The sequence below is a fragment of the Pseudomonas sp. MIL19 genome (assembly GCF_028680365.1).
In the GTDB taxonomy this organism is placed as follows: Bacteria; Pseudomonadota; Gammaproteobacteria; order Pseudomonadales; family Pseudomonadaceae; genus Aquipseudomonas; species Aquipseudomonas spirodelae.
The window spans coordinates 1-17,247 of sequence record NZ_JAPPVG010000016.1; the positions used below are offsets into that span (position 1 = coordinate 1).

At 61.0% G+C, this 17,247-nt stretch carries 19 protein-coding genes; 12 read left to right on the forward strand and 7 right to left on the reverse strand.

All coding sequences use genetic code 11. From position 1 onward, the window contains the following. Positions 1–341 precede the first annotated feature (341 nt). From N1078_RS12105 to N1078_RS12115, 3 genes are all read right to left on the reverse strand, one after another. Positions 342–1,673 (reverse strand): spinster family MFS transporter, encoded by a 1,332-nt coding sequence (locus tag N1078_RS12105; RefSeq protein ID WP_274088433.1) that lies wholly within the window; start codon positions 1,671–1,673, stop codon positions 342–344. Between the two features lie 156 nt (positions 1,674–1,829). Beyond that, positions 1,830–2,852 carry a ferrochelatase gene (hemH, locus tag N1078_RS12110; protein ID WP_274088434.1) on the reverse strand — a complete coding sequence of 341 codons (1,023 nt, stop codon included), beginning with the start codon at positions 2,850–2,852 and terminating at the stop codon, positions 1,830–1,832. Between the two features lie 8 nt (positions 2,853–2,860). Continuing rightward, positions 2,861–3,766, reverse strand: a complete 906-nt coding sequence (locus N1078_RS12115; protein ID WP_274088435.1) for a TIGR01777 family oxidoreductase — start codon at positions 3,764–3,766, stop codon at positions 2,861–2,863. 208 nt (positions 3,767–3,974) lie between these two features. On the opposite strand from N1078_RS12115, the gene N1078_RS12120 reads away from it, so the two are divergent. The 12 genes from N1078_RS12120 (at position 3,975) to N1078_RS12175 (ending at position 14,152) form a co-directional block, all read left to right on the forward strand. Continuing rightward, complete coding sequence (locus tag N1078_RS12120) at positions 3,975–4,967, forward strand: NAD(P)/FAD-dependent oxidoreductase (RefSeq protein ID WP_274088436.1); 993 nt, start codon at positions 3,975–3,977, stop codon at positions 4,965–4,967. Then, complete coding sequence (locus N1078_RS12125) at positions 4,964–5,209, forward strand: TIGR02450 family Trp-rich protein (protein ID WP_274088437.1); 246 nt, start codon at positions 4,964–4,966, stop codon at positions 5,207–5,209. Before N1078_RS12120 ends, N1078_RS12125 begins: the two co-directional genes overlap by 4 nt. A 120-nt stretch (positions 5,210–5,329) precedes the next feature. Beyond that, positions 5,330–6,295: a YbgA family protein gene (locus tag N1078_RS12130; protein WP_274088438.1), complete on the forward strand. Its 966-nt coding sequence runs from the start codon at positions 5,330–5,332 to the stop codon at positions 6,293–6,295. Next, complete coding sequence (locus tag N1078_RS12135) at positions 6,292–7,233, forward strand: MerR family transcriptional regulator (RefSeq protein WP_274088439.1); 942 nt, start codon at positions 6,292–6,294, stop codon at positions 7,231–7,233. Before N1078_RS12130 ends, N1078_RS12135 begins: the two co-directional genes overlap by 4 nt. A gap of 14 nt (positions 7,234–7,247) precedes the next feature. After that, positions 7,248–8,687 (forward strand): deoxyribodipyrimidine photo-lyase, encoded by a 1,440-nt coding sequence (gene phrB, locus N1078_RS12140; RefSeq protein ID WP_274088500.1) that lies wholly within the window; start codon positions 7,248–7,250, stop codon positions 8,685–8,687. Then, the gene (locus tag N1078_RS12145; protein ID WP_274088440.1) at positions 8,684–9,109 is read left to right on the forward strand and encodes a nuclear transport factor 2 family protein; all 426 of its coding nucleotides are present in this window, start codon (positions 8,684–8,686) and stop codon (positions 9,107–9,109) included. The genes phrB and N1078_RS12145 overlap by 4 nt, the downstream gene beginning before the upstream one ends. Beyond that, on the forward strand, positions 9,106–9,879 hold the full coding sequence (locus tag N1078_RS12150) for an SDR family NAD(P)-dependent oxidoreductase (protein ID WP_274088441.1): 774 nt from the start codon (positions 9,106–9,108) through the stop codon (positions 9,877–9,879). Before N1078_RS12145 ends, N1078_RS12150 begins: the two co-directional genes overlap by 4 nt. Beyond that, positions 9,876–11,123, forward strand: coding sequence for an NAD(P)/FAD-dependent oxidoreductase (locus N1078_RS12155; protein ID WP_274088442.1), 1,248 nt, complete (start codon positions 9,876–9,878; stop codon positions 11,121–11,123). The genes N1078_RS12150 and N1078_RS12155 overlap by 4 nt, the downstream gene beginning before the upstream one ends. 17 nt (positions 11,124–11,140) lie before the next feature. Next, positions 11,141–11,941, forward strand: a complete 801-nt coding sequence (locus tag N1078_RS12160; protein ID WP_274088443.1) for a DUF1365 domain-containing protein — start codon at positions 11,141–11,143, stop codon at positions 11,939–11,941. After that, positions 11,928–13,202, forward strand: a complete 1,275-nt coding sequence (locus tag N1078_RS12165) for an SAM-dependent methyltransferase (protein WP_274088444.1) — start codon at positions 11,928–11,930, stop codon at positions 13,200–13,202. The genes N1078_RS12160 and N1078_RS12165 overlap by 14 nt, the downstream gene beginning before the upstream one ends. Then, positions 13,195–13,722 (forward strand): DUF2878 domain-containing protein, encoded by a 528-nt coding sequence (locus N1078_RS12170; RefSeq protein WP_274088445.1) that lies wholly within the window; start codon positions 13,195–13,197, stop codon positions 13,720–13,722. Before N1078_RS12165 ends, N1078_RS12170 begins: the two co-directional genes overlap by 8 nt. Positions 13,723–13,840: 118 nt before the next feature. Then, positions 13,841–14,152: a YkgJ family cysteine cluster protein gene (locus N1078_RS12175; protein WP_274088446.1), complete on the forward strand. Its 312-nt coding sequence runs from the start codon at positions 13,841–13,843 to the stop codon at positions 14,150–14,152. A gap of 64 nt (positions 14,153–14,216) precedes the next feature. On the opposite strand, the gene N1078_RS12180 is transcribed toward N1078_RS12175, so the two are convergent. The 4 genes from N1078_RS12180 to prmC form a co-directional block, all read right to left on the reverse strand. Continuing rightward, positions 14,217–14,732 carry an acyloxyacyl hydrolase gene (locus N1078_RS12180; RefSeq protein WP_274088447.1) on the reverse strand — a complete coding sequence of 172 codons (516 nt, stop codon included), beginning with the start codon at positions 14,730–14,732 and terminating at the stop codon, positions 14,217–14,219. 98 nt (positions 14,733–14,830) lie between these two features. Beyond that, complete coding sequence (gene murI, locus N1078_RS12185; protein WP_274088448.1) at positions 14,831–15,634, reverse strand: glutamate racemase; 804 nt, start codon at positions 15,632–15,634, stop codon at positions 14,831–14,833. Then, complete coding sequence (locus N1078_RS12190) at positions 15,624–16,379, reverse strand: molybdopterin-synthase adenylyltransferase MoeB (RefSeq protein WP_274088501.1); 756 nt, start codon at positions 16,377–16,379, stop codon at positions 15,624–15,626. The genes murI and N1078_RS12190 overlap by 11 nt, the downstream gene beginning before the upstream one ends. Before the next feature lie 19 nt (positions 16,380–16,398). Beyond that, the gene (gene prmC / locus N1078_RS12195; protein WP_274088449.1) at positions 16,399–17,232 is read right to left on the reverse strand and encodes a peptide chain release factor N(5)-glutamine methyltransferase; all 834 of its coding nucleotides are present in this window, start codon (positions 17,230–17,232) and stop codon (positions 16,399–16,401) included. Between the last annotated feature and the right edge of the window lie 15 nt (positions 17,233–17,247).

Sequence of the window (17,247 nt, forward strand, 5' to 3'; positions counted from 1 at the left end):
GCCTGAACCGCCGTGTACGGAACCGTACGCACGGTGGTGTGGGAGGACGGCGGCCGTGAGGCCGCCTCCTACCCGATCAACTAACTATCTAGAGCTTGTTTACGATCTCGCGAGCTAGAGCAATGCAAGGCGCTACGCCAGTAACAGCCTTCGGCTGGTCAAACCGGCGAGGAAGCGGACTGGGCTCGCACGCGAGTGTACTTTTGTACATGAGCATTACTCGCTTCACTCGCCCTTCGGGTCGCGCTAAAGCGCGTTGCCGCAAGCGGCTTCCGACCGGGCGGGGGCACCAGCCGGTTTTTAACGCAGCAGGGCCGACGCGCAGCAGATCGTAACAGGCTCTAAGCAGGATTGGCCGACCAGCCCTGCAAGCGCACCAAACTTTCGCGGTAGGGCTTGAGGCCCATGCTCAACAGCACAATGGAGCTGAACACCGCAAAAGCGGTAACGATCAGCAGCGAGTAACGCAGGGCGTTGTCATCGGCAAATACATAGTCGGTGACCAACGCCACCGCCGTCGGGCCTATGCCCAGGCCGATCAGGGTGATCACAAACAGGTAGATCGCCGAAGCCTGGCCGCGCATTGAGTTAGGCATGATCTCCTGAATGGCCGCCGGGGCCACGCCAAACGGCATGCTCAGGAAGAACACCGTCGGTGCCATCAGCACCGCGGCCCACAGCGCACTGTCCATCAGTGGGAAGGTCAGCACACAGGGCACGGCACCCAACGCGGCATACAGGCCGACGCGCATGTTGGCGTCACTGCTGCCACGCTTGACCATCCAATCCGCTAGGCGACCACCGAAGACGATGCCCAGGCAACCAAACACCGCGACAATGCTGCCGTAGACGATGCCCACCTGACCGGCATCCCAGCCATAGGTGCGAATAAAGAAAGTCGGCACCCAGGCGGCACTGCCATAGCCAGCAAACGCCAGGCCGGCAAAACCGAAGTTATGGCACAGCACGGTGCGCCGGTTCGCACGGATATAACGGCCAACGTCCGCCAGCGGCACCGCCACCCCTGCACCAACACCGCGCCGCGCCGGCTCCTTGACCGCCAACATAAGCAAGGTGAACAGCACACCCGCCGCGCCGAGAATCAGGAAAATCAGCTGCCATGGGCGCACCTCGCCGAGTACCGGCAGCATCACATCGCCCTGGGCCGAGGCAAATTTGATCACCAGGCCGCCGAGCAGAAACGCGATACCGGAGCCGAGGTAAACCCCCATCGAATACACGCTGATGGCTGTGGCACGGCGCTCGGCTGGGAAACTGTCGGCAATCAGCGAATAGGCCGCTGGCGACAACGCGGCCTCGCCCACACCCACACCAATGCGGCAGATCAGAAACTGCCAGTACAGCTTGGCCATGCCGCAGGCCGCGGTGGCCGCACTCCAGAACAGCACGCCAATGGCAATCAACCCGCGACGGCTTTTGGTGTCAGCCAGACGGCCCAGTGGAATCCCGCAGACGGTATAGAACAGCGCAAATGACAAGCCCATCAGCAGGCTCATCTGCGTGTCACTGATCATCAAATCGCGGCGAATCGGGCCGACCAACAGGTTGAGAATCTGCCGATCGATAAAGGACAGCACATACGCCACCATCAGGATGGCGACAGTCACCCAGGCACGGGTGGAAGAGGGATAGCCGTTATTGTTGTTGGGCACTGGCAGTCTCCTCGGCACCGCTGGTGCGGTGCACGACGGTTGAAAGAACTGCCAGCTTAGGCCGAGATACAGGGCGATGAGTATCGCCCTTAGGTGTTATCAATCAGACGAATGCGCGGCATCCCTTCGAGCGAATGACAGCCGCGCCACATTCAGTTAGAGCATCAATGGAGCGCGTTCACTCAGGGTTTTCAACGCTGCAACCCAGCTTGGGTGATCATTCAGGCACGGCACCAGCTGCAGGCTCTCGCCGCCCGCCTCGACAAACTGTTCGCGGCCACGGTCGCCAATTTCTTCCAGGGTCTCGATGCAGTCGGCGACGAAGGCCGGGCACATCACCAGCAGCTTCTTCACCCCCTTCGCAGCCAGCTCATCGAGGCGCGCCTCGGTGTAGGGTTCAATCCACTTGGCACGGCCCAAGCGCGATTGGAACGACACCGACCACTGCTCAGGTTTTAGCCCCATGCGCTGGGCAAACAGCTCGGCGCTACGCAGGCACTGCGCGCGGTAACAATTGGCCAGCACCTCGGGTGAGGCCGTACGGCAGCAATCATCGCCCTTCAAGCAATGGCCCGTGGCGTCCAGCTTGTGCAAGTGCCGCTCCGGCAAGCCGTGAAAGCTCAGCAGCAAATGGTCGAAATCCTGCTCCAGATAGGGCTTGGCACTGTCGACCAGAGCATCCAGATATTCAGGCTGATCATAGAACGGCGGCAGGATGGAGAAGCGTATTGGCAGCTGCTGCTCACGCACCACCCGCTTGGCTTCTTTAATCACTGTGGTGGTGGTGCTGTCGGCAAACTGCGGGTACAGCGGCGCCAAGGTGACCTGCTTGATGCCCTGAGTGGCCAGGCGGGTCAGCACGGTTTGCAGTGACGGCTCACCGTAGCGCATGGCCAACTCAACCGGGCCGTGCGTCCAGGATGTTTTCATCGCCTGTTGCAAGCGCTTACTCAACACCACCAGGGGCGAGCCGTCTTCCCACCAGATCGAGGCATAGGCATGCGCCGAGGCCTTGGGACGGTTGATCAGAATCAGTGAAACGATCAGCCGGCGCAGCGGCCAGGGCACATCAATCACATAGGGGTCCATAAGGAACTGGTTGAGGTAGCTGCGCACGTCAGCCACGGAGGTGGAGGCAGGTGAACCCAGATTCACCAGTAACAAGGCGTGATCGGTCATGCGTAATCCTAGTTAGGCTGGCCCAGCAAATCCGCCAGTGCCACATCCAAATGAGTGAAACGAAAACTAAATCCTTGGTCCTGCAGGCGCGTCGGCAAGGCGCGCTGGCCGCCTAACAGCAACTCTGCCAGTTCGCCCAACGCCAGGCGCAGGACAAACGCCGGGGCCGGGATAAAGGCCGGCCGATGCAGCTCACGGCCCAGCGCCTGACTGAAGGCGCGGTTACGCTCAGGCGTCGGCGCGCAGGCATTATAAGGACCGCTGGCCTCCTGCTGCTGCAGGAGAAAATCAATCAGGGCGATTTGATCGTCAATGTGAATCCACGGCATCCACTGCCGACCATCGCCCAGCGGGCCGCCCAAGCCGAGCTTGAACGGTAATAACAGACGCTTGAGAAAACCACCGTCACGGGCCAATACCAACCCGGTGCGCAGCAGCACCACACGCATGCCCAGGGTCTCGGCACGCCGGGCAGTTTCTTCCCAGGCGCCGCACAGTTGCGCGGCAAAGTCTTCGCTGACCGGCGGCGAATCTTCATGCAGCTCGCGCTCGCCGCCGTCGCCATACCAGCCCACTGCCGAACCGGACAGCAACACGCCCGGCTTTTGCTCACGGCTTTGCAGCCAGGCCAGCAGTTGTTCGGTCAGGCCAATCCGGCTGGCCCACAACAGGGCTTTGCGCTTACGTGTCCAGGGACGATCGGCAATTGGCGCGCCCGCCAGATTGACCACGGCATCCAGCGGTTCTTCGGCCAATTCTTCGAGCCGAGCAATACCGCGCACGGCCTCACCACACAGGGCTTTTACCTGCTCGGGACGACGGCTCCACACCGTCAGCTGGTGGCCTTGCTGCAACCAATACCGGCACAGCGCACGGCCGATTAAACCCGTACCACCCGTCAGAAGTATGTGCATCAGTTGTTCCCTCGCATGGCCGTTGCATCGCCTTTGCATAAATGACCGCTCTTGGCGGATTTATGCGCTGCTGTGGCTTTAATCCGGCCACAGGTTGTCTTAACTATAGAAAAGACCGGACATATACCGGACTAGCTTATACACAAAAACAATATTGTATAGCTTTTGTCTAAAGCGTAGCCTAACGCTTGAACACATGAGGTAGACCATGACCACTCTTCTCCCGATCGCCATTATCGGCACCGGCATTGCCGGGCTGTCTGCCGCACAGGCACTGCATGCCGCCGGCCACCCGGTGCAACTGTTCGACAAGAGCCGCGGCAGTGGCGGGCGCATGTCCAGTAAACGCAGCGATGCCGGCGCACTGGACCTGGGCGCACAGTACTTCACCGCCCGCGACCGCCGCTTCGTCGACGTGGTGCAGCAATGGCAAGCCCGCGGTTGGGTCGCCGAATGGACCCCAAGTCTCTACAACTTCAATAACGGCCAGCTCACTGCCTCGCCGGATGAGCAGGTGCGCTGGGTCGGCAGCCCACGCATGAGTGCGATTACCCGCGCCATGCTCGGTGCCCTGCCGGTGAACTTCTCCTGCCGCATCACCGAAGTGTTTCGCGGCGAGCAGCATTGGCACCTGCAGGACGCCGACGGCAATAGTCACGGCCCATTTAGCCACGTCATCGTCGCCACCCCGGCCCCACAAGCCAGCCCCCTGCTGTCGAGCGTACCGAAACTCGCAGGCGCGGCCGCCAGCGTGCCCATGGACCCAACCTGGGCGGTCGCATTGGCATTCCCCACCGCGCTGGAGACCCGGGTTGAAGGCTGCTTTGTGCAGGACAGCCCGCTCGACTGGCTGGCCCGCAACCGCAGCAAGCCCGGACGCGACACACAACTCGACACCTGGGTGCTGCACGCCACCAGCCAGTGGACCAAGCAACACTTGGACATGCCCAAAGAAGCGGTGACTGAACACCTGCTTGGGGCGTTTGCAGAACTGATTGGTTGCGCCGTCCCCGCCCCCGCGCTCAGCCTGGCACATCGCTGGCTCTACGCGCGCCCCGCTAGCGCGCATCAATGGGGGGTACTGGCCGATTCCGACCTGGGCATTTACGCCTGCGGCGACTGGTGCCTGTCTGGCCGTGTTGAAGGCGCCTGGCTCAGCGGCCAAGAAGCCGCGCGACGACTGCTCGAGCACCTGCAATGACCCCTCAAGCACGCAGTACGCCGGCCAAACACCGGCTTAACCCGCGCAAGCTGCTGCTGTCGAAGTGGACCGCCACACAGCCGCAGAACCGCGAGAAGCATTTCCTCGTCACCGAACTGTTCTGTGACGAGGAAGGCACGGTGCTGCAGATCGAACTGCAGGCCGTACTCAATCAGCGCTGCCAGCGTCTTGACTGGCGCGTGCTGGAAAACTCCGAGCAGTGGCGCATGGGCTGGAAGTAACAGCCACACAAAACCATACCGTAGTTGTACAAATTTATTGACTTGTACAATTATAGTCCTATGATGAACCCAAGTTGTACATCCACCAGGATCTGTACAAGTCGTCATAGGAGGTTGCCCATGCGCTCACCAGAAACCATCACCGGCAAACCCAAACTGGGCATCAGTGCCTGCTTACTGGGCTCCGAGGTTCGCTATAACGGCGGGCACAAGGAATCGCGCCTGTGTAGCCGCACACTCAGTGAATACTTTGATTTCGCCCCCGTGTGCCCCGAAGTAGGGATTGGCATGAGCATCCCCCGTGAGCCGATCCGTCTGGTCGGTGACGCGCAAGCGCCGCGCGCGGTGGGTACCGTTAACCGCGAGGTGGATGTCACCGCACCGTTGACCGCATACGGCGAGCGCATGGCGACTGAACTGACTGATATCTGCGGCTACATCTTTATGCAGCAGTCCCCGTCCTGCGGCCTGCACCGGGTCAAGGTTTACCAAGACAACGGCCGTCCCAGTGAACCAGGCCGCGGCATCTTCGCCGAGGCGTTCTGCGCCCGTCACCCCAACCTGCCTGTAGAAGAAGACGGCCGCCTCAACGACCCGGTCCTGCGCGAGAACTTCATCACCCGCGTGTTCGCCTACTCCGAATGGCAACAACTGCTGCGCGATGGCTTGAGCCGCCAAAGCTTGATTGCCTTCCACTCGCGCTACAAATACCTGCTGATGGCCACTAACCCGCAGCAATACAAGCTACTCGGGCGCATGCTCGGCAACCTCGGCCAGCACGACCTCAATGAGTTGGCCCCACGCTATTTCAGCGAGCTGATGAGCGCGCTTAAAAGCTGCGCCACCCGCCGCAGCCACAGCAACGTGCTACAGCACATCAGCGGCTACCTCAAGCAAGCCCTGAGCAGCGAAGACAAGCAGGAAATGCAGCAACTGATCGGCCAGTACCGTCACGGTGTGGTGCCGCTGGTGGTGCCCATGACCCTGCTCAAGCACCACTTCCGCCGCCACCCTGACACCTACATCGCGCAACAGGTTTACCTGCAGCCGCACCCGGAAAACCTCAGCTTGCGTAACGCCCTATGAGTCTTGAGTCGAGCCACCCTGAGGCGAGCGCCGACGACTACCAGGCAGCCATCGCCCAGGGTTTTATGCCGATCCGCGATGTCGCGCGCATCACCGGCGTCAACGCGGTCACCCTGCGCGCCTGGGAACGCCGTTACGGCCTGATCGTGCCGCACCGTACGCCCAAAGGTCATCGCCTGTATTCGGATGAACATGTCGCGCACATTCAGGCGATCCTGACCTGGCTCAACCGCGGCGTTTCGGTCAGCCAGGTCAAGGGCCTGCTACGCAGTAACCAGCCAGCCTTTGCCGAAGCCAGCTCGCAGTGGGAAGCAAAGCGCCAGCAGTTGCAGGAAGCCATTTGCAACCTCAACGAGCGCCGCTTGGACGACTGTTTCAACAGCGAGCTGGCGCTTTACCCACCCAACACGCTGTGCGAACAACTGCTGCTGCCGCTGTTTGAGGAGCTTGAGCTGCGCTGGCGCAACCAGTTTGGAGCGCAGGCCGAGCGAGTGTTTTTCTATTCCTGGCTGCGCAGCAAGCTCGGTGCGCGCCTCTACCACAACAACCGCCAGCACAATGGCGCGCCGCTGTTGTTGATCAACGTTTCTGACCTGCCCATGGCACCCGGTCTGTGGCTGACCGCCTGGCTGGTGAGTAATGCGGGGGTTGCCGTCGAGGTCTTTGACTGGCCGCTGCCACCGCCCGAATTAGCCCTGGCGGTCGAACATATTCAGCCGCGTGCCGTGCTGCTGTATTCCAGCCAGGCACTCAACAGCACGCACCTGCAACGCCTGCTGGGCGGCTATGACTGCCCTTGCCTGCTGGTCGGCCAAGTGGTGCAGATCCACGCGGACGAACTAAAGGCCATTACCCAGCAGAATGCCGAACTGAGCCTGGCGGGCGATCCATTGGCAGCGCTGCACAGCCTCACCGACCTCAACCTGCTGCACAGCTGATGGGACATTCCATGCTGCAATTGATGTGGTTCCGCACCGACCTACGGGTCCAGGACAACAGCGCCCTGGCCGCCGCCATGAGCAAGGGCCCGACCGTGGCGCTGTACCTGATCAGCCCGGCTCAGTGGCTGGCGCACGATGACGCGCCAAGCAAGGTCGACTTCTGGCTACGTAACCTGAAAAGCCTGGCGGGCGAGCTGAGCAAACTCAATGTGCCGCTACTGGTTCGCCTGGCCGACGATTGGAGCGCCGCGCCACAGGTGATCGGCGAGTTATGCCAGCAACTGCAGATCAGCACGGTGCACGTCAACGAAGAATACGGCGTGCACGAAAGCCGCCGCGATCAGGGCGTGGCCGATGCACTCGATACGCTGGGGATCCACTTCAATAGCCAGCTCGATCAGATCTTCTTCAAGCCCGGCAGCGTGCTGACCAAATCCGGCACTTATTTCCAGGTCTACAGCCAGTTCCGTAAGGTCTGTTATCAGCGGTTGCACAGCGCCTTACCGAGTGTGATCGCCACACCCAAGGCTCAAGATCCTCTGACGATCAACAGCGATACCGTACCGGAACAAGTCGCCGGGTTTGCCACGCCCAGCGATACCCTGCGCCAGCTCTGGCCGGCAGGTGAGGCCGAGGCGCGCAGGCGCATGGATGATTTCGCCGCAGAGCAGATCGACTTCTACCAGAGCGCCCGCGACTTCCCCGCCAAACCCGGCACCAGCCAACTGTCCGCGTACCTCGCCGCCGGGGTGATCTCGCCGCGCCAGTGCCTACATGCTGCGTTGGCCGCCAATCAGGGCGAGTTCGACAGCGGCAACATCGGCGTAGTGACCTGGATCAACGAGCTGCTCTGGCGCGAGTTCTACAAACACATCCTGGTCGGCTACCCGCGCGTATCCATGCACCGCGCCTTCCGCCCGGATACCGAAGCGCTAGCCTGGCGTGATGCGCCGCAGGAGCTGAAAGCCTGGCAGGAAGGCCGTACCGGCTTGCCAATCATTGATGCGGCGATGCGCCAACTGCTGGCCACCGGCTGGATGCACAACCGTCTGCGGATGATCGTGGCGATGTTTCTGACCAAAAATCTGCTGATCGACTGGCGCGAAGGCGAGCGCTTCTTTATGCGCCACCTGATCGACGGTGACTTGGCGGCGAACAATGGCGGCTGGCAGTGGAGTTCCTCCACCGGCACCGATTCGGCGCCCTACTTCCGCATCTTCAACCCGCTCAGCCAGTCGCAAAAGTTTGACCCTGACGGGCGCTTTCTGCGCCAGTGGTTGCCCGAGCTGGTTGGCCTGAACAAAACCAATATTCATAACCCGGCGGCCATGGGCGGGTTGTTCGGGATTGCCGACTACCCCGCGCCGATTGTCGACCTGAGCAAGAGTCGCGCGCGTGCGCTGGCCGCCTTCAAAAGCCTGCCGCACTTTGCCGGTGAGGAGGCCTCTTGAGCGACTTTCTACGCCAGTTCGCCCAGGACTTTGCCGGGCTGAACAAAGACAACCTCGAGCGCCTGGGCCAGCTCTACAGCGACGACGCGCTGTTTTGCGACCCGCTGCATGAAGTGCGCGGGCTGGCCAATATGCAGCGCTACTTCGCCGAGATGTACGCCAACGTCAGCGAGCTGCGCTTTGACTTCTATGGCTTTGATCAAGCGCGTGAAGGTGAAGGCTACCTGCGCTGGACCATGAGCTACCGCCATCCGCGTCTGGCCAAAGGCCAACTGATCCGCGTGGAAGGCTGCTCGCACCTGCTGTGGCAAGATAAGAAGGTCTATCGTCACCGTGACTACTTCGACGCCGGCAGCCTGCTCTATGAGCATCTGCCTTTACTCGGCTCGGCGATTCGCTGGCTGAAAAGGAGGTTGGCATGAACGCACGCCGTATTTGGTTAACCGGTGCGAGCAGCGGGATCGGCGCAGCACTGGCCGAACAGCTGCTGCAGCAAGGTCATCGTTTAGCCCTCAGCGCCCGCAGCCTTGAGCCATTGCAGGCGCTGGCCAAGCGCTACCCGCAGCAGGTGTTAGTGGTGGCCGGCGATCTCAGTGATGCCACTCAAGTGCAGGCCATTGGCGAGCATATCGCCCAAGTCTGGGGCGCCCTGGATTGCGCCATCCTGAATGCCGGCACCTGTGAGTACGTTGAGGTCAGCAGCTTCGAAGCCGCCATGATCGAGCGGGTGATGCGCGCCAATCTGTTTACCGCCAGCTACTGCATCGAAGCCGCCCTGCCCTTGCTGCGCCTGGGCAACAATCCGCATCTGGTCGGCGTGGGCAGCTCGGTGACCTTTATGCCGCTGCCGCGCGCCGAGGCTTACGGGGCATCGAAAGCCGCCATGCGCTACCTGATGGACACCCTGCGTATCGATCTGCGCGCCGAGAACATTGCCGTCACCCTGGTCAGCCCCGGGTTTGTCGACACCCCGCTGACGCAGAAAAATGACTTCGCCATGCCCATGCGCTGGCCGGTGGATAAAGCCGCCCGCTATATCGCCGAGCGCTTGGCGGCACAGCCTTATGAAATCGCCTTCCCCGGCCCCTTTATTGCCATTCTCAAGCTGCTGGGCCATCTGCCCATGCGTTTGCAAGTGGCCATCGGCGCCCGCCTGGCGCGCACTGAAGCCAAAACCAAGGACAATCCATGAAAATCGCCATTATCGGCAGCGGCATTGCCGGTTTGACCAGCGCCTACCTGCTTAACCGTCGCCACGACATTACGGTATTCGAGGCCAGCGACTGGATTGGTGGGCACACCCACACCGTGGACGTGCAGGTCGATGGCCAGACCTACGCCGTGGACACCGGCTTTATTGTGTTTAACAACTGGACCTACCCGAACTTTATCCGCCTGCTCAACCAGCTAGGCGTCGGCTTCAAGGACACCGAGATGAGCTTCTCGGTCAGCGACCCAGTGAGCGGCGTGGAATACAACGGACATGGCCTCAACAGCCTGTTCGCCCAGCGCAGCAACCTGATTTCACCGAAGTTCTGGGGCATGGTGCGCGACATCCTGCGTTTTAACCGCGAAGCCTTGAACGACCTGAATCAGCAACGTATTGCCCGCGACATGACCCTCGGTGACTACCTCAAGGCCAATGCCTACAGCGAGCGTTTTATCCAGCATTACATCGTGCCCATGGGCGCGGCGATCTGGTCAATGTCGCTGCAAGACATGCTGGCTTTTCCGCTGCAATTCTTCGTGCGCTTCTTCAAAAACCACGGCTTGCTTTCCGTCTGCGACCGCCCGCAATGGTGCGTGATCGAGGGTGGATCGAGCAGCTATGTCGCGCCGCTGACCGAATCGTTCAAGCAGCATATCCGCCTCAACTGCCCGGTCACTCGGGTTGATCGTGATGAAGACGGTGTAACCGTGCACAGCGCACAAGGTAGCGAGCGCTTCGACAAGGTGGTGTTTGCCTGTCACAGCGACCAGGCCCTGGCGCTATTGGCGCAACCGAGCCGGATTGAGACTGAAATCCTCGGCGCACTGCCTTATGCCGACAACGACGTGGTGCTGCACACCGACACGCGCCTACTGCCGAAACGGCCACTGGCCTGGGCCAGCTGGAACTATCGCCTCGGCGGGCCAGTGGATCAGCCCGCAGCCGTGACCTATGACATGAATATTTTGCAGGGCCTTCAGAGCGACACCACCTTCTGCGTAAGCCTGAATCAGACCGCCTTGATTGACCCGAGCAAAATCCTCGCCCGCTACACCTACGCGCACCCGCAATACAGCCTCGCCGGCACACAAGCCCAGGCGCGCTGGGAAGAGCTGCTGGGGGCCAATCACAGCTACTTCTGCGGCGCTTACTGGGCCAATGGCTTCCACGAAGACGGCGTGGTCAGCGCGCTGCGCGTGGCCCGTGAATTTGGTGAGTTGCTGTAGTGAAAAGCCCAGCAGCAATGAACAGCGCCCTGTACAGCGGCTGGGTGCAACACCGGCGGTTTAGCCCGCGCCTGCATAACTTCCGCTACCGCATGGGCCTGCTTTACCTGGACCTCAGCGAGCAAGAGCGGGTGCTTGCACTGTCTCCGCTGGCCGGCCGTGGCCGCTTTTCAGCCTTCGCCTTTCGCGAAACCGATTACCTGCCGCAGTTCACCGGCAGCGGCATGCGCCTGATCGACGCCGTGCGCCAACGGGTCAGTGAAGCCCTGGGCCGCACGCCACTGGGCCACATTTGTTTGCTGACTCAACCACGCAGCTGGGGCCTGGCCTTTAACCCGGCAAGCTTCTTCTATTGCTATGAGGCCGACGGCCATTTGGCGGCGATTCTCTGTGAGGTCAGCAATACCCCGTTCCGTGAGCGCTATCACTATGTCGTGCCGGCCGAGGGCACAGGGCATCAGCATGTGGCCGTAACCAAGGCCTTTCACGTCTCGCCGTTTCTACCGCGCGACCTGGAATACCGCATGAGTTTCAGCCCGGCCGGCGAACGCCTGGGTATTCATATGGCCGACTGGCAGGCGGATGAAAAAATCTTCGACGCCAGTCTCAGCCTGCAACGCACGGAGCTGAACCGGGCCAGCTTGCACCGCTACCTGGTGCAGTTTCCCTGGATGACCGGCAAGACCGTTGCGGCCATTTACTGGCAAGCCCTGCGCCTGCTACTCAAACGCATCCCCCTGTTCACCCATCGGGCCGCTGAAGGTGATTTCCGCGTTGCCCGCACCGCATCAAAGGACGTCCCCCATGAAAAGCTCTAGCCTTGCGTCTGCCAAACACACCGTGCGCGCCGGCAGCGGCATTGGTGCCAGCCTGTTGCGCCGGGCGGTACTGCGTCAGCTTAAGCAGCTGCGCCATGGCCAACTGCTGGTCATCGAAGGTGAAGAACGCTTGGAGTTCGGTGACGCCCATTCCAACCTCTGCGCCGAGATCCACGTTCAGGATGGTGCGCTCTGGGGCCTGGTCGCCGGCAATGGCTCGATCGGTGCTGGCGAGGCGTATATCCATGGTTACTGGACGTCCCCAGACCTGACTGCGGTGGTTCGCCTGTTCGTCAGCAACCTCGATGTACTGGATGCGATGGAAGGCGGTTTAGCCAAGCTAGGGCGCCCACTGATCCAGGGATTGCACTGGCTTAACCGCAACACCCGCAAGGGCTCGCGCAAGAATATCTCCGCCCACTATGACCTGGGTAATGATCTGTTTGAGCTGTTCCTCGACCCGAGCATGATGTACTCGGCGGCCATGTTCCGCAGCGTCGATGACAGCCTGGAACAGGCGCAACTCAACAAACTCGAACGCATCTGCCAGAAGCTCGCCCTGAAACCCAGCGATCACCTGCTGGAAATCGGTACAGGCTGGGGCAGCATGGCGATCTACGCAGCCACCCACTATGGCTGCAAGGTCACCACCACCACGCTGTCGCGTGAGCAGTTCGCCTACACCGAGCAACGCATCAAGACGCTGGGGCTGCAGGGGCAAATTACCCTGCTGCTAGAGGATTACCGTGACCTCTCCGGCCAGTACGACAAGCTGGTATCGATCGAAATGATCGAGGCAGTCGGCCACCGTTTTCTGCCCACCTATTTTGAACAGTGTGCGGCCTTGCTCAAGCCTGATGGGTTGATGCTGCTACAAGCCATCACCATCCGCGACCAACGCTATGAACAGGCGAAAAACGCCGTCGACTTTATCCAGCGCTATATCTTCCCCGGCGGCGCGCTGCCGTCGGTGAACAAGATGCTCGACGTGATCAGCACCAAGACCGATATGAACCTGCACCACATGGAAGACTTCGGCCTGCACTACGCACGCACTCTGCGCATCTGGCACGACAACCTGCGCCACGCGCGGCACAAGCTGGAGCAACAGGGCTACGACGATTACTTCTTCCGCCTCTGGGAGTTTTACCTGTGCTATTGCGAGGGCGGCTTTATCGAGCGCACCATCGGCACCGCGCAGCTGCTGCTGGCCAAACCAGCGGCCCGTCCAGCGCCACTTTTGGGAAATCTAGATGGCTAAGTTAATCGTCAACACCCTGCTGTTTCAGCTCGGTTGGTTCGCCTGCGTATTTGGCGGCGACAGCCTGTGGTTGCTGATTGTCGCAGGCGTGGTGGCCGTGCATCTGCTGTGGACCAGCAGTTGGGCAGCCGAAGGCAAGCTGTTGGTCAGCGTGTTTATCGCCGGCAGCGCGCTGGATAGTTTTCTGCTTAACCTCGGGGTGTTTGATTTCGGCGAACCGCGCACCTTGATTCCGCTGTGGCTAGCCTGCCTGTGGCTGCTAATGGCCACCACCCTGAATCATTGCCTGGCCTGGACGGCGCGACCCTGGTGGCGCGGCAGTTTGCTAGGGGCCATCGGCGCACCCTTGTCCTATTACGCCGGTGCACAAATAGCCGGGGTTGGTTTGCCGTATGGCACCTGGCAGAGCCTGTTGCTGATCGGCGCGATCTGGGCCCTGGTCATGCCCGTGCTGCACGGCTTCGCCAAGCTCTACCGTGCGCAATATGAGCAAACTCAAAGAACCCGCAAGCCCGCTTAGGTTGCAGCGCCAGCAAACCCTAGGATTTTTGTAGAGCTCTTCGCTGGGTGGCTAAAAATCATCCACCCTACGTCGGCAGCAGGCGTCGCCATAACGCCGATGGCGTACACTGCACGGCATGAGCCAAGAGATTCCGCACACCCAATTATTGGACGCCCCCGCAGTCAGTTGCAGCAACTGCGCGGCCTGCTGCTGCCAGCTGGAAGTCATGCTGATCACCGATACCGGTGTGCCTAAACGCTATATCGATACTGACGACTGGGGCGGTGAAGTCATGCTGCGCCTGGATGACGGCTGGTGCGCCGCGCTGGATCGTAACACCATGCGCTGCACCATCTACGAGGTGCGCCCGCTGATCTGTCGGGAGTTTGAAACTGCCTCCCCCGAATGCCTGGATGAGCGCAAGGGCATGGCCAGCATCTACCGCTAAATGCGCCGTCTGCTGAGATAAAAAAACCGGATTGCTATCCGGTTTTTTTCAACGCGCCCGAGCTCTAGAAGCTCATGCGGTAATGCAGGGTGTAACTCTCAACCCCATCATTAGGCTTTTTAAGCCCAGCGTTCGAGTAATGCAGAGCACGCACGCCGACTTCCTGCCCGGCGAAGCGCACACCGAAACCGATGCGGTCTTCAAACTGGAAGGACGAGCCCAGGTCGTTGTCCTCCAGCTCGGTGCTGCTGAATGCAGCAATACCAATGCCCGCCTCGACATAGGGTTTGAAGCGCTCGCCAGCAAACTCGTAAACGAATACCGGGCTCAGCGACAGGCTGTGGTTACTCGCCGTTTGGTCGCCCTCCCAGTAGGTGTAGGCCCCATCCCAGTAACCGGTCAGGCGACCGACATCACTGGCAAACCAGCTCTGCTGGAAATCAAACTGCGCCCCCAGGCGATAGGTCATGGTCGAGTCCCCGCTTTGCCCAATGGCCACACTCAGGTCCATTGCCTGCACCGCACTCACCGGCCCCCAAGCCAAGGCGGCCAGCGCCGCAAGGGTGATAACTTTTCTCATGGTTATTATCCTTTTCCATTCGATACGAAAAACCGCGTAACCGCTGCCAAAGAGTATAGAAATAGTTAGGGCCGTGAACAGTTCAGCCCTGATAAAACCTATGGCAGTGCACACACCTGGGCCGCTGAACCCCACAGCAAGGGCAGCACGTGCTGCATGGCCTGCGGTTCGGCACTCGACCAAAATTGCGCAGGCTGCGCAGGGCCCGTGGCGAGCAGGTCACGCTCGGCCAACAGCCGCTGCACCTGGCGCGCTACAGCCGCCCCCGTATCGATCAAACTGACCGACTCAGGAACCAGGCGGCGCAAAAGCGGTTTGATGAAAGGGTAATGGGTGCAGCCGAGGATCAGCGTGTCGCACCCTTCAGCCAATAACGGCGCGACATAACCTTGCAACAACTCACGCGTGGCGGCAGCGTCCAGCTCACCGGCTTCGATACGTTCGACCAACCCCGGACAAGGCTGGGTAATCACCCGCACATCACTGGCAAAACGGTCGAGCAAGGCGGCGAACTTGGCGCTTTTCAGCGTACCGGTGGTGGCCAGCACGCCCACCACGCCACTTTGCGTGGCGGCTGCCGCAGGCTTGACCGCCGGTTCCATGCCCACCAACGGCAGCTGCGGGTATAACTCACGCAACTCGGCCACCCCGGCCACCGTGGCAGTGTTGCAGGCCAGCACCAGCGCCTTCGCGCCCTGAGACAGAAGAAAGGCGGCCAGCACCCGGCAGCGCTCGCGGATAAATTCCGGGCTCTTCTCGCCATAGGGCACATGGCCGCTGTCGGCGACATACATCAGCGATTCGTTGGGCAATAAGCTGCGAATCTCGCGCAGCACCGACAACCCGCCAACACCGGAGTCAAACACCCCAATAGGCGCGGCTCTTGATGCGTTACTGGGCATCACTGCCACAGACACTGCAACCCGGATCACGCTTGACCCGCAGCTCACGGAAACGACAGCCCAGCGCATCGATCAATAGCAGGCGACCGACCAGTGGCTCGCCAAACGGTGCCAGTAATTTCAAGGCTTCTAACGCCTGCAGGCTGCCGACCAAGCCCACCAGCGGGCCAGCCACACCGGCTTCGCTGCAGGTCAACTCGGCTTCACTGCCATGGCCGTAGATGCAGTGGTAACAGGGGCTGTCCTCACGGCGCGGATCGAACACCGAGAGCTGACCTTCCAGGCGAATCGCCGCGCCGCTGACCAGCGGCACCTTGGCCGCCACGCACGCGGCATTCACCGCTTCACGGGTGCTGAAGTTGTCCGAGCAATCCAGCACCACATCGACCGCTGCTACAGCGGCGGCCAGCGAGTCACTGTCCAACCCCTGACGATGGGCCTGCAGGCGCAGCTGCGGGTTGAGCGCCAGCAGACGCTGGCTCGCCGAATCGATCTTGCTTTGGCCAATACTGGCGGTGTCATGAATGATCTGCCGCTGCAGGTTGGTCAGGTCGACCGTATCGAAATCCGCCAGGTGCAATTCACCGACGCCGGCCGCCGCCAGATACAGCGCCACCGGTGAGCCCAAACCGCCCAGGCCGACGATCAGCGCGCGGCTGTTTTTCAGGCGCAGCTGCCCGTCGATATCGATCTGTTGCAGGAGAATCTGCCGGCTGTAGCGCAGCAGCTCCTCATCACTCAGCATGTCGTGCGGATTCATGGCATCACTCATTATCGAAACGCCCCAGACTGATGCGCTCATGGCCGCCCAGGTCACGCCGGCTCTCCACGGCGCTAAAGCCACGCGCACTGAGCAGCTCACGCACCGCCGCCGCCTGATCGAAACCGTGCTCCAGCAACAACCAACCACCCGCCTCAAGATAGCCAGGCGCCTGCTGGATGATCAGGCGAATATCATCCAGACCATCCGCACCCGCCACCAGCGCGCTGCTCGGCTCGAAGCGCACATCGCCTTCGGCCAAGTGACGATCATCGGCGGCGATATACGGCGGGTTACTGACAATCAGTTGAAAACGCTGGCCGGCCAGGGCGCTAAACCAATGACTCTCAACGAAGCTGGCATTCCCCAGTTTGAGTCGCGCGCGATTGCGTTCGGCCAGAGCCACCGCCTCGGGGATGCGATCGACACCAGTGACCTGCCAGGCTGGGCGTTCGCTGGCCAACGCCAGGGCGATGGCCCCCGTACCTGTGCCTAGGTCCAATAAGCGCGCCTGCGTGGCGGGCAGCAACGTGAGGGCGCTTTCCACCAGCAGTTCGGTATCCGGACGCGGAATCAGGGTGTGCTCAGCAACCTCAAGCTCCAGGCTCCAGAAGCCCTGCTGGCCGAGGATATAGGCCACTGGCTCACCGGCCTGACGCCGTGCAAGCGCAACCTGGTAGCACTCAAGCTGCGCCGCCTCAACCTCACGCTCAGGCCAGGTGCGCAGGTAGCTGCGTGACTTACCCAAGGCATGGGCGAGCAATAATTCAGCGTCCAGCTGCGGCGTTGGCGAGTCGGGCAGTTCAGTGTGGGCGAGCAAGTGTTCGATGGTGGCCATGGCATTCATTCCGTA